General features: G+C 72.8%; 21 protein-coding genes. 6 read left to right on the top strand and 15 right to left on the bottom strand.

Going from position 1 to position 23,533, the window contains the following annotated elements; translation table 11 throughout:
• Positions 1 to 54: 54 nt before the first annotated feature.
• On the bottom strand, positions 55 to 1,017 hold the full coding sequence (locus AB4K12_RS18200; protein ID WP_368435151.1) for a 2-hydroxyacid dehydrogenase: 963 nt from the start codon (positions 1,015 to 1,017) through the stop codon (positions 55 to 57).
• 73 nt (positions 1,018 to 1,090) lie between these two features.
• Here AB4K12_RS18200 and AB4K12_RS18195 point away from each other — a divergent pair, with 73 nt between their 5' ends.
• Genes AB4K12_RS18195 through AB4K12_RS18185 form a run of 3 tightly spaced genes read left to right on the top strand, consistent with a single transcriptional unit; the run spans position 1,091 to position 3,511 of the window.
• On the top strand, positions 1,091 to 2,125 hold the full coding sequence (locus tag AB4K12_RS18195) for an aldo/keto reductase (RefSeq protein ID WP_368435150.1): 1,035 nt from the start codon (positions 1,091 to 1,093) through the stop codon (positions 2,123 to 2,125).
• Positions 2,126 to 2,185: 60 nt separating this feature from the next.
• Positions 2,186 to 3,331 (top strand): sorbosone dehydrogenase family protein, encoded by a 1,146-nt coding sequence (locus tag AB4K12_RS18190; protein ID WP_368435149.1) that lies wholly within the window; start codon positions 2,186 to 2,188, stop codon positions 3,329 to 3,331.
• A gap of 15 nt (positions 3,332 to 3,346) precedes the next feature.
• Entirely contained in the window at positions 3,347 to 3,511 is a 165-nt protein-coding gene (locus AB4K12_RS18185; protein WP_179198823.1) for a DUF6191 domain-containing protein, read from the top strand.
• A 126-nt stretch (positions 3,512 to 3,637) separates the two neighbouring features.
• Here the strand turns inward: AB4K12_RS18185 and AB4K12_RS18180 are convergent, their stop codons facing one another.
• The 10 genes from AB4K12_RS18180 to AB4K12_RS18135 all read right to left on the bottom strand — a co-directional run bounded on the left by AB4K12_RS18180 (position 3,638) and on the right by AB4K12_RS18135 (position 17,007).
• Complete coding sequence (locus AB4K12_RS18180; protein ID WP_368435148.1) at positions 3,638 to 5,911, bottom strand: MMPL family transporter; 2,274 nt, start codon at positions 5,909 to 5,911, stop codon at positions 3,638 to 3,640.
• Between the two features lie 195 nt (positions 5,912 to 6,106).
• Entirely contained in the window at positions 6,107 to 6,703 is a 597-nt protein-coding gene (locus AB4K12_RS18175) for a hypothetical protein (protein ID WP_368435147.1), read from the bottom strand.
• Between the two features lie 207 nt (positions 6,704 to 6,910).
• Entirely contained in the window at positions 6,911 to 8,419 is a 1,509-nt protein-coding gene (gene gatB / locus AB4K12_RS18170; RefSeq protein ID WP_368435146.1) for an Asp-tRNA(Asn)/Glu-tRNA(Gln) amidotransferase subunit GatB, read from the bottom strand.
• A 25-nt stretch (positions 8,420 to 8,444) separates the two neighbouring features.
• Complete coding sequence (locus AB4K12_RS18165; protein ID WP_086568050.1) at positions 8,445 to 8,699, bottom strand: hypothetical protein; 255 nt, start codon at positions 8,697 to 8,699, stop codon at positions 8,445 to 8,447.
• Positions 8,696 to 10,189 carry an Asp-tRNA(Asn)/Glu-tRNA(Gln) amidotransferase subunit GatA gene (gatA, locus tag AB4K12_RS18160; protein WP_368435145.1) on the bottom strand — a complete coding sequence of 498 codons (1,494 nt, stop codon included), beginning with the start codon at positions 10,187 to 10,189 and terminating at the stop codon, positions 8,696 to 8,698. The genes AB4K12_RS18165 and gatA overlap by 4 nt, the downstream gene beginning before the upstream one ends.
• Positions 10,190 to 10,194: 5 nt before the next feature.
• Positions 10,195 to 10,491 carry an Asp-tRNA(Asn)/Glu-tRNA(Gln) amidotransferase subunit GatC gene (gene gatC / locus AB4K12_RS18155; RefSeq protein ID WP_086568054.1) on the bottom strand — a complete coding sequence of 99 codons (297 nt, stop codon included), beginning with the start codon at positions 10,489 to 10,491 and terminating at the stop codon, positions 10,195 to 10,197.
• Positions 10,492 to 10,698: 207 nt separating this feature from the next.
• A complete protein-coding gene (locus AB4K12_RS18150; RefSeq protein ID WP_368435144.1) occupies positions 10,699 to 12,816 on the bottom strand; it encodes a putative bifunctional diguanylate cyclase/phosphodiesterase in 2,118 nt (705 codons plus the stop codon).
• 173 nt (positions 12,817 to 12,989) lie between these two features.
• Positions 12,990 to 15,245 (bottom strand): NAD-dependent DNA ligase LigA, encoded by a 2,256-nt coding sequence (gene ligA / locus AB4K12_RS18145; protein ID WP_368435143.1) that lies wholly within the window; start codon positions 15,243 to 15,245, stop codon positions 12,990 to 12,992.
• An 8-nt stretch (positions 15,246 to 15,253) separates the two neighbouring features.
• Positions 15,254 to 16,276 carry a methionine synthase gene (locus AB4K12_RS18140; protein WP_368435142.1) on the bottom strand — a complete coding sequence of 341 codons (1,023 nt, stop codon included), beginning with the start codon at positions 16,274 to 16,276 and terminating at the stop codon, positions 15,254 to 15,256.
• A 32-nt stretch (positions 16,277 to 16,308) separates the two neighbouring features.
• Complete coding sequence (locus AB4K12_RS18135) at positions 16,309 to 17,007, bottom strand: SDR family oxidoreductase (RefSeq protein WP_368435141.1); 699 nt, start codon at positions 17,005 to 17,007, stop codon at positions 16,309 to 16,311.
• A gap of 236 nt (positions 17,008 to 17,243) precedes the next feature.
• On the opposite strand from AB4K12_RS18135, the gene AB4K12_RS18130 reads away from it, so the two are divergent.
• Together AB4K12_RS18130 and AB4K12_RS18125 are read left to right on the top strand one after the other, a co-directional pair.
• Positions 17,244 to 17,687: a hypothetical protein gene (locus AB4K12_RS18130; RefSeq protein ID WP_368435140.1), complete on the top strand. Its 444-nt coding sequence runs from the start codon at positions 17,244 to 17,246 to the stop codon at positions 17,685 to 17,687.
• A 198-nt stretch (positions 17,688 to 17,885) separates the two neighbouring features.
• Positions 17,886 to 18,491 (top strand): hypothetical protein, encoded by a 606-nt coding sequence (locus tag AB4K12_RS18125; RefSeq protein WP_368435139.1) that lies wholly within the window; start codon positions 17,886 to 17,888, stop codon positions 18,489 to 18,491.
• A 34-nt stretch (positions 18,492 to 18,525) separates the two neighbouring features.
• Here AB4K12_RS18125 and mnmA read toward each other — a convergent pair whose 3' ends face one another.
• From mnmA to AB4K12_RS18110, 3 genes are all read right to left on the bottom strand, one after another.
• Positions 18,526 to 19,683 carry a tRNA 2-thiouridine(34) synthase MnmA gene (gene mnmA / locus AB4K12_RS18120; protein WP_368435138.1) on the bottom strand — a complete coding sequence of 386 codons (1,158 nt, stop codon included), beginning with the start codon at positions 19,681 to 19,683 and terminating at the stop codon, positions 18,526 to 18,528.
• A 100-nt stretch (positions 19,684 to 19,783) separates the two neighbouring features.
• Positions 19,784 to 20,953, bottom strand: coding sequence for a cysteine desulfurase family protein (locus AB4K12_RS18115; protein WP_368435137.1), 1,170 nt, complete (start codon positions 20,951 to 20,953; stop codon positions 19,784 to 19,786).
• A 13-nt stretch (positions 20,954 to 20,966) separates the two neighbouring features.
• Positions 20,967 to 21,995, bottom strand: a complete 1,029-nt coding sequence (locus AB4K12_RS18110) for a helix-turn-helix transcriptional regulator (RefSeq protein WP_368435136.1) — start codon at positions 21,993 to 21,995, stop codon at positions 20,967 to 20,969.
• A gap of 136 nt (positions 21,996 to 22,131) precedes the next feature.
• Between AB4K12_RS18110 and AB4K12_RS18105 the strand changes: the two genes are divergently transcribed.
• Complete coding sequence (locus tag AB4K12_RS18105) at positions 22,132 to 22,722, top strand: TIGR03086 family metal-binding protein (protein WP_368435135.1); 591 nt, start codon at positions 22,132 to 22,134, stop codon at positions 22,720 to 22,722.
• A 90-nt stretch (positions 22,723 to 22,812) separates the two neighbouring features.
• Here the strand turns inward: AB4K12_RS18105 and AB4K12_RS18100 are convergent, their stop codons facing one another.
• On the bottom strand, positions 22,813 to 23,481 hold the full coding sequence (locus AB4K12_RS18100) for a trimeric intracellular cation channel family protein (protein ID WP_368435134.1): 669 nt from the start codon (positions 23,479 to 23,481) through the stop codon (positions 22,813 to 22,815).
• Positions 23,482 to 23,533: the final 52 nt, after the last annotated feature.

Here is a 23,533-nt window from a genome sequence, read left to right as displayed (position 1 = left end):
GCGCAGCCGAATGATGTCTCTACGTGGTAGCGGGGCGTTCGCGGCCCGGAACGGCTACGCGGTGGCTACGACATTTCGCAGAGGCTCGTCCAGTACGAATCTGGCCAGCTGATCGCGCAGGAGGGCCTTGGCCCGGGGCAGATAGGCCGAGGAAGGTCCACCCACATGGGGGGTGATCAGGGTTCCGGGTGCCTTCCACAGCGGGTGACCGGCGGGAAGGGGCTCGGGGTCGGTGACGTCCAGGGCGGCGCGCAGCCGGCCCCGCTCCAGCTCGGTCAGCAGGGCCTCGGTGTCCACGACGGCGCCGCGCGCGATGTTGACCAGGAGCGCGCCGTCCTTCATCCGGCCGAGGAACGCGGCGTCGGCCAGGTGCCGGGTCTCGTCCGTGAGCGGGGTGGCGAGGATCACCACGTCGGCGTCGGGCAGGAGTTGAGGCAGGGCGGCGACCGGATGCACCGGGCCGCGTGCTGTCGTGCGCGGGGAGCGCGCGACGCGCACCACCCGCGCGCACTCAAAGGGAACGAGCCGGTCCTCGATGGCCGCGCCGATCGAGCCGTAGCCGACGATGAGCACCGACTTGTCGGCGAGCGCCGGGCGGAACTCCTGCCGCCACTCCCCCGCGTCCTGCGCGCGGACGAAGCCGGGGATGTCGCGCAGGGCGGCGAGGGTGAGCGCCAGGGCCAGCTCGGCGGTGCTGGCGTCGTGCAGCCCGCGGGCGTTGCACAGCAGCGTGCCGGACGGCAGCTGCGGGACGGCGGGCAGGATGTCGTCGACGCCCGCGGTGAGCGTCTGCACCACCCGCAGCCGGGACATCTCCGGCAGCGGGCGCGCGGAGACGGCGGTGCCCTTGAGGTACGGCACGCAGTAGAACGAGCACTCGGCCGGATCGGTGGGGTAGTCGGGCCCGCCGTTCCAGTGGGCGTACCGGAGCCCCTCGGGCAGGCCCTCGATCTCCTCGGGCTCGATCGGCAGCCAGGCCAGGGGGAGGGCGGCGGAACCGCTGTGATCTGCGCTCATGTCTGGAGGCTATGCGAAGGGGCCCCGGAGGCAGAGGTTACTTTGGGGGCGAGGAACGGGAGGGGTACGGCCGGTGGACCGCAGGACAATCGGTGCGACGGCGCTCGAAGTGGGGGCGATCGGCCTCGGGTGCATGCCCATGCACTGGGCGTACACCGCCTCCCAGCAGAACGGCGAGACCGCGCTGCGCACGATCCACGCGGCCCTCGACGCGGGGGCCACCCTGCTGGACACCGCCGACATGTACGGGCCGTTCACCAATGAGTTGCTCTTGGGGCGGGTGCTGCGCGAGAGGCGGTCGGAGGCCTTCGTCTCGACCAAGTGCGGGCTGCTGGTGGGCGAGTCGCACATCGTCGCCAACGGCCGGCCCGGCTACGTCAAGCGGGCGTGCGACGCCTCGCTGCGCAGGCTGCAGACCGATGTGATCGATCTCTACCAGCTGCACCGGCCGGATCCGGAGGTGCCGGTCGAGGAGACCTGGGGGGCGATGGCGGAGCTGGTCTCCGCCGGGAAGGTGCGGGCGCTGGGGTGGTGCGCGATCGGCGCGCGGGCCCCGCGCAGGCCCGGCGCCGGGGCGCGTTCCGGGCCGCGCTCCGGGCCGCGTTCCGGCGCGGGGATGTACGACGCGACGATCCGCCAGCTCGAGCGGGTGCAGCAGGTCTTCCCCGTCAGCTGTGTGCAGGCGGAGTTGTCGGTCTGGTCGCGGGAGCCGCTGGACCGGCTGGTGCCGTGGTGCGCGTCGCGCGGGGTGGGACTGCTGGCCGCGATGCCCCTGGGGAATGGTTTCCTCAGTGGCACCCTCACTCCCGGCCAGGGCTTCGAGCCGGAGGACGTCCGCGCGCGGCACCCGCGCTTCACGGCGGAGATGATGGCCGCCAACCAGCCGATAGTCGCCGGGCTGCGCCGGGTGGCACACCGCCACGACGCCACCGCGGCCCAGGTCGCCCTGGCCTGGGTGCTGGCCCAGGGCCGGCATGTGGTGCCGGTGCCGGGCACGAAGAAGGCGCGGTGGGCGGTGCAGAACGCCGAGGCCGCCGGACTGCGGCTGACGCGCGAGGACTTCGCCGAGATAGCCGCCCTGCCGAGGGCGATGGGGTCCTGGGACTGAGCGGGCCGGGGTGTATGAAGGACGCGTGATGCACGCCGCCGAGGCGAGAGGACCCTCACCGTGCGCCCTTCACGACGCCGCCCGACCGCCGTGGCCGCCGCGCTGCTGATCGCCGCCACGGGCTGTTCGGACGGCGGCGGGAGGCCAGGCGGCGGACCGGAGAGCCGGATATCGCCGTCGGGGACGGCGTCCGCGTCCGCCGGGGCGCCCGCGAAGGGCTCGGCCGAGGTCGTCCGTACGCTCGCCACCGGGCTGCCCTCCCCCTGGGGCGTGACCACGCTGCCCGGCGGCGACCTGCTGGTGGGCTCGCGCGACACCGGCAGGATCGTCCGGATCGCGGCCGGGAACGGGCGGCGGACCGAGGTGGGCTCGGTGCCGGGGGTCGCGGCGGCGGGCGAGGGCGGGCTGCTGGGCCTGGCGGTCTCTCCGCGCTTCGCCGAAGACCGCACGCTGTACGCGTACTTCACCACCGAGTCCGACAATCGCATCGCCCGCATGCTGGTCAACGACAAGCGCCCGGCGGGCGAGCAGCTGACGCCGCCGGACACCGTCCTGCGCGACATCCCCAAGGGCACCGTCCACAATGGCGGGCGCATCGCCTTCGGCCCCGACGGAATGCTCTACGCCGGCACCGGCGAGGGCGGGCGGCGCGAGCTCGCCCAGGACCCCGCCTCCCTCGGCGGCAAGATCCTGCGCATGACCCCCGACGGCGAACCGGCCCACGGCAATCCGCGGGCCGACTCGGTCGTCTACAGCTACGGCCACCGCAATGTGCAGGGCCTGGCGTGGGACGCGGACAAGCGCCTGTGGGCGTCGGAGTTCGGCCAGGACACGTGGGACGAGCTCAACCTCGTCGAGCCGGGCCGCGACTACGGCTGGCCCCGGGCCGAGGGCAAGGCGGGCAGGCCGGGCTTCGTCGACCCCGTCGAGCAGTGGCGCCCCTCCGACGCCTCCCCCAGCGGCCTCGCCTACGCTGCCGGCTCCCTGTGGATGGCCGGCCTGCGCGGGGAGCGCCTGTGGCGCGTCCCGCTGCGGGGATCGCGGCCCGTGGCGGTGCCCCGGGCGTTCCTCGTGGGGAACTACGGGCGGCTTCGCACGGTTGTCCCTACAGACGACGGCGGACTGTGGCTGACGACGAGCAACACGGACGGACGGGGCAGGCCCGGGCCACAGGACGACCGGCTGCTCCGCCTGAAGGTGACATGACGGACGGGAGTCCTGATGTTCAACGTGATAGACGAGGTGTTCGCGCCGGGGCGGGAACGCACCGAGGAAGAGCGCAACCGTCTCGAGTTCACCCGCGAGGACGTCGGTGACGGGGATCCGGCCAAGGGCCCGATCGACCTGGACTCGGGGCACGTGGTCATCCGGCCCCGGCAGGGCTGAGGCCGGCAGGTCAGGGCCGCGGCCGGGACGTCAGGGGCTGAGGCCGGGGGGCAGAGCTGCGGCCGGGACGCCAGGGGCTGAGGCCGGGGGGCAGGGCTGAGGCCGCGGGCTCCCCGGCCCGCCGTGTCACCGCGCCAGCGAGTCGGCGCGGACCTCCTCCGCCGGGATCCCGCCCGTACGAACGTCCGGGTGCTCCCCCGGCAGGGACCGCAGCGGTATGGCCACCGGCTCCAGCAGGGGTGCGGGCGTCGCCGCCGGCTCCTCGGCCGGCTCGATGCTGATGCGCGGCAGCACCCGGTCCATCCAGGCCGGAAGCCACCAGTTGGCGCCGCCCAGCATGTGCATCAGGGCGGGGACCAGCAGCGTGCGCAGCACGAAGGCGTCCAGCGCCACGGCGGCGGCCAGGCCGATGCCGAACATGGCGATCACGCGGTCGCCGCTGAGCACGAAGGCCAGGAACACCGAGATCATGATGACGGCCGCGGAGTTGATCACGCGGCTGGTCTCCGCGAGGCCCACCCGCACCGCGCGGCAGTTGTCGCGGGTCGCCAGCCACTCCTCGTACATCCGGCTGACCAGGAAGACCTGGTAGTCCATGGACAGCCCGAAGAGGACCGAGACCATCACGACCGGCAGGAAGGGCTCGATGGGGCCGGCCCCGCCCAGGCCCAGCGCCTCGCTCCCCCAGCCCCACTGGAAGATCGCGACGACGATGCCGAAGGAGGAGGCGACCGCGGCCATGTTCATCGCCGCCGCCTTCAGCGGTATGCCGATGCTGCGGAAGGCCAGCAGGAGCAGCAGGCAGCCGAGGCCCACGACGGTGCCGACGAAGAGCGGGAGCTTGCCGAGGATGACGCCGGCGAAGTCGTCGTAGCTCGCGGTCATGCCGCCCACGTGGACGTCCAGGCCGCTGCCCGCGGTGGCCCGGGGCAGCACGTTGTCGCGCAGGCGGTCGACGAGGTCGCTGGTCTCGCGGGACTGCGGCGAGGTGGTGGGGACGACGGTGATGACGCCCGTGTCGCCGCTGCCGTTGAGCGTGGAGGGGCTCGCGGCGGCGACGCCGGGGGTGTGGCGCAGGGCGTCGGGGAGCCGGTTGAAGGCCAGCCGGTCGGAGGCGCTGTCGAGCGGCGCCACGAGGGTCAGCGGGCCGTTGACGCCGGGGCCGAAGCCGCGGCCGAGCATGTCGTACGCCTGGCGGGTGGTCGAGCTCGCCGGGTTGTTGCCCTGGTCGGAGGTGCCCAGGTGGAGGGAGAGGGTGGGCAGGGCCAGGGTCAGCATGACGGCCGCGGCCACGGTGCCCAGCAGCCTGGGGTGGCGCTCGACGAAGGCCGACCAGCGGGCGGCCAGGCCCGTGGGGGCGTCCGGGCTCGGCCCCGACAGGGCCAGGCTGCGGCGTTCGCGGCGGCTGAGCGCCCGGGAGCCGATGAGGCCCAGCAGGGCGGGCAGCAGGGTGATGGAGGCGGCGACGGTCAGGACGACGGTCAGCGAGGCGGCGACCGCGACGCCGGTGAGGAAGTTCAGCCGCAGGATGAGCATGCCGAGCAGGGCCACGCACACCGTGCCGCCCGCGAAGACCACGGCGCGCCCGGTGGTGGCCACCGCCCGCTCGGCGGCGAGGGCGACCGGCAGGCCCTGGCGCAGGCCCTTGCGGTGGCGGGTGACGATGAACAGGGCGTAGTCGATGCCGACGCCGAGCCCGATGAGCGTGCCCAGCATGGGGGCGAAGTCGGCGACCTTCATCAGGTGGCCGAGCAGGACCGTCGTCATGGCGGCGGTGCCCACGCCGACGAGAGCGGTCGCTATGGGCAGCAGGCAGGCGGCGAGCGAGCCGAAGACCACGAAGAGCACGACCGCCGCCACGGCGATGCCGATGATCTCGCTGAGGTGGCCGCTCTTGCCTTCGGTGGTGGCGATGCCGCTGCCGCCGAGGGCGACCTGGAGGTCGGCGCGGGCGGCCTTGCCGGCGGTCTCGACGACCTGGGCGACCTGGGCCTTGTCGGGGTCGCCGCCCTGGGTCGCGAAGGCGACCGAGGCGTAGGCGGTGTGCCCGTCGGGGCTGATCTGCGCGGCGCCGGCGGCGCCGTAGGGGCCGCTGACCGAGCTCACGCCGGGCAGCGTCTCGACCTTGCGCAGGGTGGCGGTCATGCGCGCCTCGACGTCGGCGGCGCGGACGGTGCCCTGGTCGGTGTGCCAGACGATCTTGTCGTCGCCGCCCTCGCCGGGGAACGCCTTCTCCATCAGCGCGGTCGCGCGGGCGGCCTCGGTGCCGGGGACGCCGTAGTCGTTGGAGTAGGCCGCCCCCGTCAGTGTGGCGGCGGCCGTCGTGCCCGCGAGGGCGACGAGCCACAGCACGATGACGGCGAATCGGCGGCGCAGGCACCACCGGGCGAGTGAGGTCATCTGGCCGCTTCCCGGGTTTCGCGTCGATCTCCGGGACATGACCCGTGGTTTCGACCGCTGAGCAACTGGGCGAAGGTCACCCCTCAGGGGTTCCCTGGCGCCCCACTGTGACAGCCGGAAAAGATCATTTGTCCCCTTTGTGGGTTAAGCCACAAAGGGGACTTTCTGCACCCTTCGTATCCGGCGCCCCTCCCGTCAGGCGAAGCCGTTCCAGCCGTGCGCCACGTCCACCACGATGTGGTTGCCGGTCTGGAACACGCGGAACGGCAGCCGGGCGCGTACGCCGAGGCCCACCTGGGTGTCGCCCTCGAAACTGCCGCCGAAGCGGGTGTCGCGGAACGTCCGGTATCCGTTCAGACGCACCTCCGGCAGGGGCTTGCGCACCGTGCCGTCGTAGGTGGCCCGACCGGTCCGCGGGTCGTAGCTGGGCGCCGCGACCCGGACCTCGAGGATCGCCCCGCCGCTCACCGGGATGACGTCCCCGGAGCCGTCCTGCCGCAGCTGGTCGACGTACCGCACGTGGTAGCCGATCGGGGCGCCGGTGTCCGGCCCGAGAGTGTCGAAAACCATGCGGTCGTAGCAGCCGTGGCTACCGGTCCTGATGTCCCTGAGCGGCGCGTACCGGCTGTCGGTGGAAACCTTCGGCACGCTCCCCCAGCCGGTGCCGCAGGCCGCCGCGGAAGCGGCCGGCGCGCCGGGCCCGGCCGGCGTGGCCTGCGCCGCGGGCACCGTCGCCAGCAGGCCGGCTCCCGCGAGCAGGAGCGCGGCCAGTCCTGTGCTCAACCGTCGCATTGCTACCCCCAACACGTCGTGTGCGGGCACCCTGACAGGCCCCACTGCCGCGATCATGCCGGACCGTTTTCCCGCATGGGGTACGTACCGGCAAATCTCGGCCGTCCCGGTGCACCGGGGCCCGCTCGCCGTCAACGTACGGCGAAGGCCGCCCCCCACAAGGGGGACGGCCTTCGCTGCGTACCGAGTACCGACGGCGCGGGAGGGTCAGCCCTCGACGCCGAGCCGCTCGAGGATGAGCTCGCGCACGCGGGCCGCGTCCGCCTGGCCGCGCGTGGCCTTCATGACCGCGCCGACGAGCGCACCCGCCGCCGCGACCTTGCCGGAGCGGATCTTGTCGGCGATGCCAGCGTTGGCCGCGATGGCCTCGTCCACGGCCGTGCCCAGCGCGCCCTCGTCGGAGACGACCTTCAGGCCGCGCTTCTCGACGACCTCGTCCGGGGCGCCCTCGCCCGCGAGCACGCCCTCGATGACCTGGCGGGCCAGCTTGTCGTTGAGGGAACCCTCGGCGACCAGCGCGCACACCCGGGCGACCTGCTCGGGGGTGATCTCCATCGCGGCGAGGTCGACGCCGGCCTCGTTGGCGCGGCGGGACAGCTCGCCCATCCACCACTTACGGGCGGACGCGGCGTCGGCACCGGCCTCGATCGTGGCGACGATCAGGTCGACCGCGCCCGCGTTGAGGATCGACTGCATGTCGTGCTCGGAGACACCCCACTCCTCGCGCAGCCGGTTGCGGCGCACGCGCGGCAGCTCGGGCAGGCCCGCCCGCAGCTCCTCGACCCACTCGCGGGAGGGGGCCACCGGCACCAGGTCCGGCTCGGGGAAGTAGCGGTAGTCCTCGGCCTCTTCCTTGATCCGGCCGGAGGTCGTGGAGCCGTCCTCCTCGTGGAAGTGCCGGGTCTCCTGGAGGATCGTGCCGCCGGCGTTGAGCACCGCGGCGTGCCGCTGGATCTCGAAGCGGGCGGCCCGCTCGACGGAGCGCAGCGAGTTGACGTTCTTGGTCTCGCTGCGGGTGCCGAACTTCTCGGCGCCCTTCGGCATCAGCGAGAGGTTGACGTCGCAGCGCATCTGGCCCATCTCCATGCGGGCCTCGGAGACGCCGAGCGCCTTGATGAGCTCGCGCAGCTCGGCGACGTACGCCTTGGCGACCTCGGGGGCGCGCTCGCCCGCACCGGTGATCGGCTTGGTGACGATCTCGATGAGGGGGATGCCGGCGCGGTTGTAGTCCAGCAGGGAGTGGGACGCGCCGTGGATACGGCCGGTGGCGCCGCCCACGTGCGTGGACTTGCCGGTGTCCTCCTCCATGTGGGCGCGCTCGATCTCCACGCGGAAGATCTCGCCGTCCTCCAGCTGGACGTCCAGGTAGCCGTTGAAGGCGATGGGCTCGTCGTACTGGGAGGTCTGGAAGTTCTTCGGCATGTCCGGATAGAAGTAGTTCTTCCGGGCGAAGCGGCACCACTCGGCGATCTCGCAGTTCAGCGCGAGACCGATCTTCACGGCCGACTCGACGCCGACGGCGTTGACGACCGGGAGGGAGCCGGGCATGCCGAGGCAGGTGGGGCAGGTCTGCGAGTTGGGCTCGGCGCCCAGCTCCGTGGAGCACCCGCAGAACATCTTGGTCTTGGTGCCGAGCTCGACGTGCACCTCGAGCCCCATGACGGGCTCGTAGGTGGCAAGCGCCTCCTCGTACGACACCAGTTCAGTGACGGTCACGGAAAACTAACCTCTCAGTCCCGGCTCAGCCCGCGAGGACGTCGTCGCTGTTCATGCGGCGCAGCTCGCGGACGAGCAGGGCCACGCCGGTGGCGATGGCGGCGGCGGAGACGACCGCGTCGACGAGCTGGAGGGTGTCCTGCTCGCCACGGGCCTTCTTCGCCTGCTTGATCACGCTCACCGCACCGAACAGCGTGGTGCCGATGGACAGGTACGTACCGGCCTTGGACTTCTTGAAGCCCTTGGCCTTGGTCAGCGCGCTCTTCTTGTCGGTGCTCACAGCGACGGTGCCTCCTCGAGCAGGGGGTGGCCCCAGCGCTCGGTGAACGCGGCCTCGACCGCGGCACCGACCTTGTAGAGCCGGTCGTCCTTCATGGCGGGAGCGATGATCTGCAGGCCGACCGGCAGGTTGTCCTCGGGCGCGAGGCCGCAGGGCAGCGACATGGCGGAGTTGCCGGCCAGGTTGGTCGGGATGGTGCACAGGTCCGCGAGGTACATCGCCATCGGGTCGTCGGCACGCTCGCCGATCGCGAAGGCGGTGGTCGGGGTCGTCGGGGAGACGATCACGTCGACCTGCTCGAACGACTTGTCGAAGTCGCGCGAGATGAGCGTGCGGACCTTCTGCGCCGAGCCGTAGTACGCGTCGTAGTAGCCGGAGCTCAGGGCGTACGTACCGAGCATGACGCGGCGCTTGACCTCGGGGCCGAAGCCGGCCTCGCGGGTCAGGGCGGTGACGTCCTCGGCCGAGCGGGTGCCGTCGTCGCCGACGCGCAGGCCGTAGCGCATGGCGTCGAAGCGGGCCAGGTTCGAGGAGCACTCGGACGGCGCGATGAGGTAGTACGCCGCCAGCGCCAGGTCGAAGGACGGGCAGTCCAGCTCGACGATCTCCGCGCCCAGCTCCTTGAGGAGCTCCACGGACTCGTCGAAGCGCTGGATGACACCGGCCTGGTAGCCCTCGCCGCGGAACTGCTTGACGACACCGACGCGCATGCCGGCGACGGAGCCGTTGCGGGCGGCCTCGACGACCGGCGGGACCGGGGCGTCGATGGAGGTCGAGTCCAGCGGGTCGTGACCGGCGATGACCTCGTGCAGCAGGGCCGCGTCCAGGACCGTACGGGCGCAGGGGCCGCCCTGGTCGAGGGAGGAGGAGAAGGCCACCATGCCGTAGCGGGAGACCGCGCCGTAGGTGGGCTTGACGCCGACCGTGCCGGTGACGGCGGCGGGCTGGCGGATGGAGCCGCCGGTGTCCGTGCCGATGGCCAGGGGGGCCTCGTAGGCCGCGAGCGCGGCCGAGGAGCCGCCGCCGGAGCCGCCGGGGATCTTGGTGAGGTCCCAGGGGTTGCCGGTGGGGCCGTAGGCGCTGTTCTCGGTGGAGGACCCCATGGCGAACTCGTCCATGTTGGTCTTGCCGAGGATGACGACGTCGGCGTCCTTCAGACGCTTGGTGAGCGTCGCGTCGTACGGCGGGATCCAGCCTTCGAGGATCTTGGAGCCGACGGTGGTCGGGACGCCCTTGGTGGTGAAGATGTCCTTCAGCGCCAGCGGGACGCCGGCCAGCGGGCCGAGCTTCTCGCCGCGCTCGCGCTTGGCGTCGACCTCGCGGGCCTGGGCCAGCGCGCCCTCGCGGTCGACGTGCAGGAAGGCGTGCACCTTCTCGTCGACGGCGTCGATACGGGCCAGGTGGGCCTCGGCGACCTGGACGGCGGTGATCTCGCCGGAGGCCACCTTGGCGGCGATCTCGGCTGCGGTGAGCTTGATGATGTCGCTCATGCGGGTCAGTCCTCCCCCAGGATCTGCGGCACCTTGAAACGCTGCTGCTCCTGTGCGGGGGCGCCGGAGAGCGCCTCCTGGGGGGTCAGCGACGGGCGGACCTCGTCCGCCCGCATGACGTTGGTCAGGGGCAGCGGGTGGGAGGTCGGCGGTACGTCCTCGTCGGCCACATCGGAAACGCGGGCGACCGCGCCGATGATCACGTCGAGCTGTTCGGCGAAGTGGTCGAGCTCTTCGGCCTTCAGCTCCAGACGTGACAGCCGGGCGAGGTGAGCGACCTCCTCGCGCGTGATGCCAGGCATGCAGCGATCCTCAAGGGTGGGTGGATTGGGTGTACGGCTTTCGCCCCAATCCTATGGCGCCGGGGAGCGTGCCTGCGAAACGGTTTCCCCGCGCCGGTCCGGCCGGTCCTCCCGAAGGCCGCAAATCCCTCCTCCGGCCCCGGCCGGGGGACGGCTCCCACCCACCTGCGTGCTCCCTGCGTGCTGCCTGCGTCGACTCCCGCCGGCCTAGGTGACGGGCTGGTCCGCGTCCTCGTCGGCGGTGGCGGCCAGCGGCTCGTCGGCAGTGGCGGGCAGCGGCTCGTCCTCCCGGCGCCAGCCGGAGGTGCTGCGCAGCCGCAGCCAGGCAGTCGTCTCGTCCGGCGGCATCGCGGCGGCCACCAGCCAGCCCTGGACCGCGTCGCAGCCCAGGTCGCGCAGCCGCTCCCAGGTCTCGTCGTCCTCCACGCCCTCCGCGACGACGAGGAGCCCCAGCGAGTGGGCGAGGTCGAGGGTGCAGCGGACGATCTCCGCGTCCTCGTTGTCGATCGCCAGGCGGGCGACGAACGAGCGATCGATCTTGAGCTCGCTCACCGGCAGCCGTCGCAGGTGGACCAGGGACGAATAGCCCGTGCCGAAGTCGTCGAGGGACATCTTCACGCCGTGGCCGGTGAGCCCGGCGAGGGTGTCGGCGGCCCGCTGCGGGTCCTCGAGCAGGACGTGTTCGGTTATCTCCAGCTGCAGCGCCCCCGGCGGGACGCCGTGCCGGGCAAGGCGGGCGGCCACCGAACCCGCGAACCCCGGAGTGTGAACGTCGCGCGGGGAGACGTTGACGGCCACCGGCACCTCCAGGCCCATCGCACGCCACTTGGCGACCTGGCACAGCGCGGTCTCCAGGACGTACTCGGTCAGCCTCGGCATCAGCCCGGACGACTCCGCTATCGCGATGAACTCGTCCGGGGAGACGCGGCCGCGCTCGGGGTGCACCCAGCGCACCAGGGCCTCCAGCCCCTCCACATGGCCGTCGAAGCCGACCTTGGGCTGGTAGTGCAGCTCGACGTCGCCGGCGTCCAGCGCACGGCGCAGGTCGCCCAACAGGCCCAGCCGGTCGGGGGTGTTGCCGTCGCGGCGGGCCTCGTAGACCTCGACGCCGCTGCGGTCGCGCTTGGCCTGGTACATCGCCACGTCGGCGCGGCGCAGCAGCCCCTCCGCGTCGAGGGCGTGGTCGGGGTAGACGGCGACGCCGGCGCTGGCCTCGAGGACGAGGGTGAGCCCGTCGAGGTCCAGCGGGGAGCCGAGGTCGGCGACGAGGTCGCGGGCCACGCGCTGGGCGCTGGTGAGGGAGTCGGTGGTGGGCAGCAGCACCGCGAACTCGTCTCCGCCGAGGCGGGCGGCCTCCGCGTCGCGCGGGAGGGCCAGGAGGAGGCGTTCCGCTATCTGCAGCAGGAGCCGGTCGCCGGCGAGATGGCCGAGGGTGTCGTTGACGGACCGGAAGCGGTCGAGGTCGATCAGGACCAGCGCGGCCCGCTCGCCCGCCTGTTCGGCTTCGTCCAGGGCGTTCCAGGTGCGCTGCAGCAGCCATTCGCGGTTGTGCAGGCCGGTGAGGGGGTCGCGCAGCTGCTCCTCGGCCCGGGCGCGGGCGATCCACAGGGTGGAGTCCAGCGCGATCAGGGGCACCGCGAAGAGCGGCAGCAGCAGGGGCGAGTGGTCGGCGACGACGGCGATCAGCGGGGCGATGCCGAGCAGGGCGATGCCCACGAGTGCCTGCCGTACGAGGGCGGTGCGGGCGATGCTGGCGAGCGAGGAGCGCGGGGCCATCGAGTACCAGAGCAGGGCGCGGGTGACGGCGAGGTAGAGGAAGGCCGCGAGGGCGATCCTGGGGGCGGCGGCGAGCCGCCAGGTGTCGGGGAGCCAGGGGTCCTCGACGGAGGCGCTGACGCCCCAGGCGACGAGCGAGACCCCGGCGGCGGCGATGCCGAGGATGTCGACCGCGCCGTGGAGTAAGGCCTGCCGCCAGCGGTGCCGCCGGGCGGCCGCCACCAGGGTGACGACGGCGATGCTGATCAGGACGGCCGGGAGCCAGCCGTAGAGCAGCAGGACGGCCAGGGTGAGGGCGGCACCGGATCCGGTGCCGCCCCACCAGCGGTCGCGGCCCAGGGCGACGAGATGGACGACGATGAGCGCGGTGAGCGTCGCCAGCGACCAGCCGACGGCCCCGCCGGGGAAGAGCGCCCGGCCCGAGGTGAGGGCGTGGAAGGTGCCCCCGCCGAGCGCCAGCGCGGCCAGCGCCAGACAGGTCGTCGGCAGCGCGGGCGAGGAGAGCCGGCGCAGCCGGGATTCCGGTTCGGCGCTGTCGGTGGGTTTCATGCCCGTCCCTCTCACAGCCGGCGGTGCCCGCGCCACGGCAGGCGCACATCCCAACAGTAGGCCGCAGAAGGCTACGGCGGGCAGCGATCGGCAGCGGTTGCCCGAATGCGTTCCGGCCTTCTGGAGCCATCTGGTATGCGCTGTAGGGGTAATGCCCACTGACTATGCGGGCATTACTCCGCGGGGGTGACCTCCTGGGGCACGGCGGCCGCGCGCGCCGCCTCGGGGCCGTCGCTCAGCAGGACGGCGAAGCCGTCCTCTTCCAGGACGGGGACCTTCAGCTGCATCGCCTTGTCGAACTTCGAACCGGGATTGTCGCCGACCACCACGAAGTCGGTCTTCTTCGAGACCGAACCGGTCACCTTCGCTCCCTGCCCCTGCAGCGCCTCCTTGGCGGCGTCGCGGGTGTAGCCCGTGAGCGTTCCGGTGACGACGACGGTGAGTCCGGCCAGCGGACGCGGCCCCTCGTCCTCGCCCGCCTCCTCCTCCATCCGGACGCCGGCGGCTTTCCACTTCTCGATGATCTCGCGGTGCCAGTCCTCGGCGAACCACTCCCGGACCGCGGTGGCGATGGTGGCCTGGACGCCGTCCACGGCGGCGAGCTCCTCCTCGCTCGCCTCGGCGATGCGGTCGATCGAGCGGAACTCGCGGGCCAGCGCGGCCGCGGCGACGGGGCCCACATGGCGGATGGACAGCCCGTTGATGACGCGGGCGAGCGGGCGCTCCTTGGCGGCCTGGATGTTCTCCAGCATGGCGAGGGCGTTCTTCTTCGGCTCGCCCTTCTGGTTGGCGAAGAAGGTGACGATCTTCGCCTCGCCCGTCTTGGGGTCGCGCTTGGGCAGGCCGCTGTCGGGGTCGCGGACGTACGACTTGATGGGCAGCAGCTCGTCGATGGTCAGGCCGAAGAGGTCACCCTCGTTCACCATGGGCGGGCTGGCGGGCTCCAGGGGCTGGGTGAGGGCGCTGGCCGCCACGTAGCCGAAGTTCTCGATGTCGAGGCACTCGCGGCCGACCAGGTAGTAGAGCCGCTCGCGGATCTGGGCCGGGCACGAGCGGGCGTTGGGGCACCGCAGGTCGATGTCCCCCTCCTTCATCGGGCGCAGTCCCGTCCCGCACTCCGGGCACTCGGCGGGCATCACGAACTCCCGCTCGGTGCCGTCGCGGAGGTCGACGACGGGCCCGAGGACCTCGGGGATCACGTCGCCCGCCTTGCGGATGACGACGGTGTCACCGATGAGGACGCCCTTGGCCTTGACGACGTCCTGGTTGTGCAGGGTGGCGAACTCGACCTCGGAACCGGCGACCGTGACGGGCTCGAAGACCGCCTGCGGGGTCACCCGCCCGGTACGGCCGACGCCGACGCGGATGTCGAGGAGCTTGGTGTTGACCTCCTCGGGCGGGTACTTCCAGGCGATGGCCCAGCGCGGGGCCCGCGCGGTGGAGCCGAGCCGCCCCTGCAGGGGGATCTCGTCGAGCTTGACGACGACGCCGTCGATCTCGTGCTCCATGGAGTGCCGGACCTTCGGCTGCCCGTAGTGCGCGATGAACGTACGGACGTCGTCGAGGGAGTCGACCACCTGGGCGTGGGCGGCGGTCGGCAGGCCCCACTCGCGCAGCAGCTCGTAGGCCTGGGACTGGCGCTCGATGTCGAAGCCCTCGCGGGCGCCGACGCCGTGCACCACCATGTGCAGCGGGCGGGTGGCGGTGACGCGCGGGTCCTTCTGCCGCAGGGAGCCCGCCGCCGCGTTGCGCGGGTTGGCGAAGGGGGCCTTGCCCGCCTCCACCAGGCGGGCGTTGAGCTCCTCGAACTTCTCCATCGGGAAGTAGACCTCGCCGCGCACCTCGACGAGGGCGGGGACGCGGTCGCCCTTGAGCCGCTCGGGGATCTCGTCGATGGTGCGGATGTTCGGCGTGATGTCCTCGCCGGTGCGGCCGTCGCCGCGGGTGGCGGCACGGGTGAGCCGGCCGTTCTCGTACGTGAGGTTGACGGCGAGGCCGTCGACCTTCAGCTCGCACAGGAAGTGGTAGCCGGCGCCGGAGCCGATGTCCTTGGCGATGCGGTCGGCCCAGGCGGCCAGCTCCTCGTCGTCGAAGGCGTTGTCGAGGGAGAGCATGCGCTCGCGGTGCTCGACGGAGGTGAACTCCGTCTGATACGCCCCCGCCACCTTCTGGGTGGGCGAGTCGGGGGTGCGCAGCGGCGGATACTCCTCCTCCAGCGCCTCCAGTTCGCGCAGGAGCGTGTCGAACTCGGCGTCGCTGACGACGGGGGCGTCCTTCACGTAGTAGCGGAAGCGGTGCTCCTCGACCTGCTCGGCCAGCAGTGCGTGCTTCTCCCGCGCCTTCGCGGGCACCGCGGCCTGCGCCGCGAGCGCTTCGAGCTCTTCGCCTTGCTGTTCGACAGCCACCGTCTCGTCCTCCCGTTGCTCCATGAGCGCCGTCACTCAGGGTTGTCCGCAAGTGATTTCGCCGCCCGGACGCAGTGGGCGAGGGCCGTACGGGCATATGCGGGCGAAGCACCCGCGAGCCCGCACGACGGGGTGACCACCACGGACTCCGCGAGAGTCCCCGGCGACAGCCCCAGCCTGCGCCACAGCGTCCTGACACCCATGACGCTACCGGCAGGGTCTGACAATGGGCCGTCCACGCCGGGCACCACGCCCGCGAACAGCGTGGTACCGGCCTCGACCGTCTCACCGATCGCGTCGTCCTCACGCTCGGTGAGCAGCGAGAAATCGAACGAGACGCCGGTGACGCCCGCGCGCCGCAGCAGCGCGAACGGCACACCGGGAGCGCACGAATGCACGACGAGGCGTCCGCCCGCCTCCCGCTCCGCCACCGCGGCCAGCTCCCTGAGAGCGCCCTCGACCACGGCCCGGTCCACCGCGCGGTACGTGCGGTAGCCACTGGCGGACCGCACCTGCCCGCGCAGCACGGCGGGCAGCGAGGGCTCGTCCAGCTGCAGCACCAGGTGCGCCCCCGGGATCCGGCGGCGCAGCTCCGCGAGGTGGCCCCGCAGCCCCTCGGCGAGGGAGGCGGTGAGGTCCCGGCACGCCCCGGCGTCGCTCAGCGCCGCCTCGCCGCCGCGCAGCTCCAGCGCGGTCGCCAGGGTCCACGGGCCGACGGCCGAGACCTTGAGCGGACCCTCGTAGCCCTGGGTGAACTCCTCGAGCGCGTCCAGGTCCTCGCCCAGCCAGGAGCGGGCGCGGCGGGTGTCGCGCCCGGGCCGGTCGCTGATGCGCCAGCCGCTGGGCTCCACGTGGGCGAAGACCTCCACCAGCATCCCGGCCGTCCGGCCGATCATGTCCGCGCCGGGCCCGCGCGCGGGCAGCTCCGGCAGGTGCGGCAGCGTCTCCAGGGATCCCGTGACGGTCTTGGCGGCCTCCCGGGCGTCCGTCCCCGGCATCGAACCGACGCCGGTCGCGGTGCCGGCACCCCACATCGCCTTGTTCTTCTCGCTCACCCAGGAAGGGTACGCAACCCGGCGCCCGGAGATCAGCCTCCGGAGTACCCCGGGCGCACGGTCAGGTCGTGGACCTCCGCGTCGCGCGGCAGGTCGAGCGCGAGCAGCACGGTCGTGGCGACGGAGGCGGGGTCGATCCACTTGCCCGGGGTGTACTCGTCGCCCTCCTGCCGCTGCACGTCCGCCTGCATGGGGGTCGCCACGCGGCCCGGGTAGACGCTGGTGACGCGCAGGCCGTTGGTGTGCTCCTCGGCGCGCAGGGAGTCGGCCAGCGCCTTGAGCCCGTGCTTGCTCGCGGCGTACGCGCCCCACTCGCCGCGCGCGTTGAGTCCCGCGCCGGAGTTGAGGAAGACCACGTGGCCGCGCGACAGCCGCAGCTGGGGCAGCATCAGGCGGGTGAGCTCCGCCGGGGTGACCAGGTTGACGGCGAGGGTGCGGTTCCAGGTCTTCGTGGTGAGCTCGCCGATGGGGCCGAGGTCGGAGACGCCGGCGATGTGCAGCAGCGAGTCGAGGCGGTCGGGCACGTCCTGGTGGCTGAGCGCCCAGGAGAGGCGGTCGGGGTTGGCCAGGTCGGCCACGAGGGTGCGGGCCCCGGGGAAGCGGGCGGCCAGCTCCTTGGCCCGGCCCGCGTCGCGCGCCACGAGCCACAGTTCGTCGCCGCGCTCGTGCAGCCGCCGGGCGACCGCCTCGCCGATGCCCGAGCCGGAACCGGTGATCAGATGTGTTGCCATGCCCCCAGCTTGCCCTAGCGCGGGCCCATGGACCGGACCCGGACACTATGGACTGTTTTCGGCCATCTCTGATCAGGTTCCGGGATCTGTTAGGTCGCGACTGCGTCACAGTGTTACCGCCGGTATGGCGGTCCGTGGACGGGTTGCCTAGCGTGACGGACTCGTCGAGGGCGCCGGTATCGGACGCCGCTCGCCGTTCCTGTCGTCCAGCGAGAGCAGCCACTGTGAAGCTTCGTATGATCCGCCCCGCCGTCGCGTTCGGAATCGCCGTCCTCACCCTCACCGGAGCGAGCGGCTGCAGCGGCGGGTCGGGCGGTCAGGAGTCTTCAGCGGAGTCGGAGCAGAAATCCGCCGCCGGGAGCTCGGCGGGCCTCGACGACGCGCGCGACGCCCGCAAGGACGTCGAGATCTCCGAGTGCGCGTACGCGGACAAGAAGGGCGTCACGGCCACGGTGAGCGCCACGAACGCCAGCGCGTCGTCGACCTTCAACTACGACGTCACCGTGAAGCTCACGGCCCCGGACGGCAAGCCGCTGACCGAGCAGAAGGCGTCCTTCCTCCTGGTCCGTCCCGGTCGCATGGACACCGCCGACGTGTCGGCCCCCTACACCGCCAAGGCGGGCGCGTCCGCCGGCGGCGCCAAGTGCGAGGTCGCCACCGTGTCGCGCAGCACGGGCTGAGCGCCCGCCGGACATGGCGGCCAATGACCTGATTTCGGCGACCCCCCGCCCCATTTCAGGACCAGTTATGTCGCGGCCATGTCACAGAAGTCGCAAGGCCCCGCCGGGATTTGGCGCCATGTAAGAACGTTGTTAGCGTGACGTGCGCTCGTCAAAGCAACAACGTCTTCAAGCCACTTCATCGGGGGAGTTCTCAGCGTGAAGCTTCGTCATGTCCGCGCGGCCGCCATCTTCGGTATCTGCGTCGTCGCCCTGACCGGAGCCCGTGGGCACCACGGCGGCAGCTGCGGCGGCGGTTCCAGCCACAGCAGCAGCTCCTCCTCGGGCGGTTCGTCCACCACCACCTCGGGTGGCACCACCACCGGCGGCGACAGCAGCTCCGGCGGCACCTTCGGCGGCGGCACGACGACCGGTGGCACCACCTCGGGCGGCACCACCACCTCCGGCACGTCGGGCGACTCCACCACCTCGGGCGGTACGTCCACGATCGGCGGTGGCAGCGGCAGCGGCAACAGCGCCATGCGCGACATCAAGATCCGCAGCTGCGAGTACACCGACCGCCTCGGCATCACCGCGAAGATCGAGGCCACCAACAGCAGCGCCACGCAGAAGTACGACTACCGCCTCACGGTGAAGTTCTACGGCCCGGACCGCGAGCTCCTGGGCACCCGCAACCCGTCCATCCCGTGGGTCGGCCCCGGCAAGACGGACACGCTCGACGTCTCCCAGCCGTTCGTTCCGAAGGCGGGCACGTCGGGCACGGTCCGCTGCGAGGTCTCCAGCGTGACGCGGACCGCGGGCTGAAGCGGTCGGGCGGCGTAATGCCGCCAGGAAGCCGTCAGGCGGTGCGGGCCGCGTCCGTCGTGGCCCGCACCGTCGACGCGATCGTCGCCGAGCCGACCACGCGCGTGCCGTCGTAGAGGACGATCGCCTGGCCGGGCGCCACACCGCGCACCGGCTCCGCGAAGCCCACCCGCAGCTCGCCGTCCACCAGCTCCGCCGTCACCTCGGTCTCGCCGCCGTGCGCGCGCAGCTGGGCGGTGTAGGTGCCGGGGCCCTGCGGGGCCACCCCGCACCAGCGGGGCTTGATGGCGGTCAGGGCCGTCACGTCCAGGGCCTCCACCGGGCCCACGGTGACCGTGTTGTTCACCGGGGAGATGTCCAGGACGTAGCGCGGCTTGCCGTCCGGGGCCGGGTGGCCGATGCGCAGGCCCTTGCGCTGGCCGATGGTGAAGCCGTACGCGCCCTCGTGCGTGCCGAGCTTGGCGCCCGACTCGTCGACGATGTCGCCCTCCGCCTTGCCCAGGCGCTTGGCCAGGAAGCCCTGGGTGTCGCCGTCGGCGATGAAGCAGATGTCGTGGCTGTCGGGCTTCTTCGCGACCGCCAGGCCCCGGCGCTCCGCCTCGGCGCGGATCTCGTCCTTGGTGGTGATCGTGTCGCCCAGCGGGAACATCGCGTGGGCCAGCTGCCGCTCGTCCAGGACGCCCAGGACGTAGGACTGGTCCTTGGCCATGTCGCTGGCGCGGTGCAGCTCGCGGGTGCCGTCCTCGTTGAGCACGACCGTGGCGTAGTGGCCGGTGCAGACGGCGTCGAAGCCCAGCGCGAGGGCCTTGTCCAGCAGCGCGGCGAACTTGATCTTCTCGTTGCAGCGCAGGCAGGGGTTCGGGGTGCGCCCGGCCTCATACTCGGCGACGAAGTCCTCGACCACGTCCTCGCGGAAGCGCTCGGCGAGGTCCCAGCAGTAGAAGGGGATGCCGATGACGTCGGCGGCGCGGCGGGCGTCGCGCGAGTCCTCGATCGTGCAGCAGCCGCGGGCGCCCGTACGGAAGGACTGCGGGTTCGCGGACAGCGCCAGATGCACGCCCGTCACCTCGTGGCCCGCCTCGGCCGCGCGGGCCGCGGCGACGGCGGAGTCGACGCCGCCGGACATGGCGGCGAGTACGCGGAGCCCCTTGCGGGGGGCTGTGAGGTCGGGGGCACCCGGGAAGTCAGTCATAGCCCTACCAGGGTACGGGGCGTTTCCGGAGGGGCCGCGCCCCCTCGGCCCCCAGGACGCGGCTCCGCCGCGTGTCCTCAATCGCCGGACGGGCTGAATTTCAGCTCAGCCCCGCCGTCCGCGCCCGTTCCACCACCGGGCCGATGGCCTCGACCACCGCGGCGACGTCCGCTTCCGTCGACGTGTGCCCCAAGGAGAACCGCAGCGTCCCGCGCGCCAGCTCCGGATCCGTCCCGGTGGCGAGCACGACGTGGCTGGGCTGGGCCACCCCGGCCGTGCAGGCCGAGCCGGTGGAGCATTCGATGCCCTGGGCGTCCAGCAGCAGCAGGAGGGAGTCGCCCTCGCAGCCGGGGAAGGCGAAGTGGGCGTTGGCCGGAAGGCGGCCCGCCGGGTCCGGGTCGCCGCCGAGCACGGCGTCCGGCACGGCCGCTCGTACGCCCTCGACCAGCCGGTCCCGCAGCGCCCCGACCTCGTGCGCGAAGCCCTCGCGGCGCTCGGCGGCCAGCGTGCCCGCGACCGCGAAGGCGGCGACGGCGGGCACGTCCAGCGTTCCGGAGCGCACGTGCCGCTCCTGGCCGCCGCCGTGCAGCAGCGGTACGGGCGCGTACCGGCGGCCCAGCAGCAGCGCGCCGATGCCGTACGGGCCGCCGATCTTGTGGCCGCTGACGGTCATGGCGGCCAGCCCCGAGGCGGCGAAGTCCACGTCCAGCTGGCCGAAGGCCTGGACCGCGTCGGAGTGCAGCGGCACGTCGAATTCGGCGGCGACGGCCGCCAGTTCCCGCACCGGCATGATCGTGCCGATCTCGTTGTTGGCCCACATGACCGTGGCGAGGGCGACGTCGCCGGGCTCGCGGGCTATCGCCTCGCGCAGCGCGTCGGGGTGCACCCGCCCGTAGGAGTCGACCGGCAGGTACTCGACGGTCGCCCCCTCGTGGGTGGCGAGCCAGTCGACGGCGTCGAGCACGGCGTGGTGCTCCACGGGGCTGGCCAGGACGCGGGTACGGGCCGGGTCGGCGGCGCGGCGAGCCCAGAACAGGCCCTTGACGGCCAGGTTGTCGGCTTCGGTGCCGCCCGCGGTGAAGACCACCTCGCTGGGCCGCGCGCCGAGCGACGCGGCGAGCGACTCGCGCGCCTCCTCGACGGTACGGCGGGCACGGCGCCCGGCGGCGTGCAGCGAGGAGGCGTTTCCGGCGAGGGGCAGCTGGGCGGTCATCGCCTGGACCGCCTCCGGAAGCATCGGGGTGGTGGCGGCGTGGTCGAGGTAGGCCATGGTGGGCACGATTCTACGAGCTGGGGCCCGGGCCGGTAGCGGGCCTTCCCCCCTCCCCCGCGCGGCCGGGCCCGGTGCCGCCCGCGGCGGGTGCGTACTGCGCCATGACAGCCGCGGCCAGCTGGGCCAGGTCCTCGCGCACGGCCTGCGGGGAGAGCACCTCCACATCCGGCCCGAAGGCCAGCAGCGCCCGCGCGGAGCGGGCCTCGGGCAGGGCGAGCTCCACGGTGGCCGGGTCGCCGTCGGAGGGCGGTCCGGTGAGCTGGGGGCCCACCATGCGCAGGAACATGTCGAGGCGGGAGCGCCGGACGTGGGCGGTGACCACGAGCTCCGCCGGCCGCTGCTCGACGCCGCGGCGCAGCACGTCCCAGACGTCCGCCAGCTCCACGCCCACGCGCCGGCGGACGGGCGCGTCGGTGAGGGTCATGGCGGCGACGCGGTCCGCCCGGAACAGCTGCGGGCGCCCCCGCCGGTCCGCCACGAGGTACCAGACGCCGGCCTTGGCGACGAGGCCGTAGGGGTCGACGGTGTAGGTGCGCGGGTCGCTCTGGCCGCCGTGCCGGTAGCGCAGGCGCAGCCGGCGGTCGGTGAGGACGGCGGTGTGCAGGTCCTCCACGTCGACGGCCGGGGCGGGGGCCGGGGTGCTCAGCCAGCGGACGGGGTCGACGAGGACGCGGCGGCTGGTGGCCTCGGCGGCGGGGCGGTGCGGGGCGGGCAGGGCGGCCATGACCTTGCGCAGCGCGGAGCCGAGGGCGCCCTCCAGGCCGAGGGCGGAGTGCGTGCCGGGGGCGGCGAGGACGAACAGGGCGCGCGCCTCGTCGGCGGTGAGGCCGGTGACGTCGGTGCGGAAGCCCGGGAGCAGCGCGATGCCGCCGTGCCGGCCGCGCTCGGCGTAGACGGGCACGCCGGAGGCGGACAGCGATTCGACGTCGCGGTAGATGGTGCGCACGGAGACTTCCAGGCGCTTGGCCAGCTCCGCGGCGGGCACCCGGGTGCGGGTCTGGAGCAGCAGGAGTATCGACAGCAGACGATCGGATTTCACGCCGCCCAGCATGCCGTCCGGCACACCGTTCACGATCGCGGGAAAACATGACGGCAGGTGTCAGCTTATGCGCGCAAGCTCTGTCCTGGCCGGGTCGCCCCGGCCGGATTCGACCACCTCGGACAGGGAGCAGCCCGTGAACGCCACCGACACCGCCTTCGACCCCCGCCCCCTCCTCGACCGTGCCACCGCCCAGTTGTCGGCGCTGGTCCACGCCGTGCCGGCGGACCGGCTCGGCGACCCCACGCCGTGTGCGGAGTTCGACGTCCGCGCCCTGCTCGCGCATCTGGTGGTGGGTGCGCGCGACGGGGCGGCGATCGGCGAGACCGGCGACGTGGTGTGGGGCCGGCCGCCGACGGACGTCGCGGACGACGCCTGGGGGAGCGCGTACGACGAGGCGCGGGCGCGCCTGGCGGCCGGCTGGGCCGACGACGCGGCGCTGGACCGGGTGGTGGACCTGCCGTGGGGGAAGCTCCCGGGCCGGGGCTACCTCGCGTCGGGGATGGTGCTGGAGACGGTCACGCACACCTGGGACCTGTCCGAGGCGCTCGGGCACCCGCTGCCGCTGGACCAGGAGCTCGCTGAGCCCGTCCTGGACTGGGCCCAGCAGTTCCTGCCTGCCGAGCGGCGGGGCGAGGGCGTGCCGTTCGGGCCGGTGCGGCCGGCGCCCGAGGGGGCGGACGTGTACACCCGCCTCGCGGCCTGGCTGGGGCGGCCGGTGCGCTAGCGGAAACGGTACGCCCGGCCCTTGTCCGGCGGCGGGCGGATCGGCGGCGGGTGACGGGCGGCGGGCCCGGTGAATCGTTACTTCGGGCGGCTATCCGGCGGCGGCATCCTCGGTGGCCGCGCTGCGCCGGTGCCAGGCGCGCGGCGCCCGCCAGTTGTAGTGCATGGCCAGCAGGCGCAGGACGAACGCGGTGGCGGCCGAGAGCATGCTGGTGGAGACGTTGAGCGCGTCGAAGCGCAGGAGCAGTGCGGCCATCGTGGCGCCCACCATGGCCGGCACGGCGTACAGGTCGCGGTCCCAGCGCAGCAGCGAGGGCACCTCGTGGGCGAGGATGTCGCGCAGCACGCCGCCGCCGACGGCGGTGGCGAGCCCCAGGGTCGCGGCGAAGGTGAGCCCGAGCCCGTACGTGTAGGCCTTGACGGTGCCCGCCACGCAGAAGAGCCCGAGGCCGGCGGCGTCGAAGACGTTCACGGCCTTGGTGATCCGCTCGACCTCGGGGTGGAGGAAGAAGACGATCACGGTGGCGACCAGCGGGGTGAGGAAGTACCCCAGGTCGGTGAAGGCGGCGGGCGGTACGGCTCCGATGATCAGGTCCCGGAGCAGCCCGCCGCCCAGGGCCGTGACCTCCGCCAGCACCGCCATGCCGAAGACGTCGAAGTTCTTGCGGACGGCGAGCAGCGCGCCCGAGATGGCGAAGACGAAGATCCCGGCGAGGTCGAGCGAATGCTGGACGGAGGGGCTGAACAGATCGGAGAGCACCAGACATTCTTACTCGCCGCGGGCGGTGTCCCTGACAAGCCGGTCCGGGGGC

Origin of the sequence: Streptomyces sp. C36 (genome assembly GCF_040932295.1) — a bacterium.
Taxonomy (GTDB): domain Bacteria; phylum Actinomycetota; class Actinomycetes; order Streptomycetales; family Streptomycetaceae; genus Streptomyces; species Streptomyces triculaminicus.
Note: the sequence above shows the minus strand (reverse complement) of the source record. Positions and strands in the feature narration are given on the sequence as shown.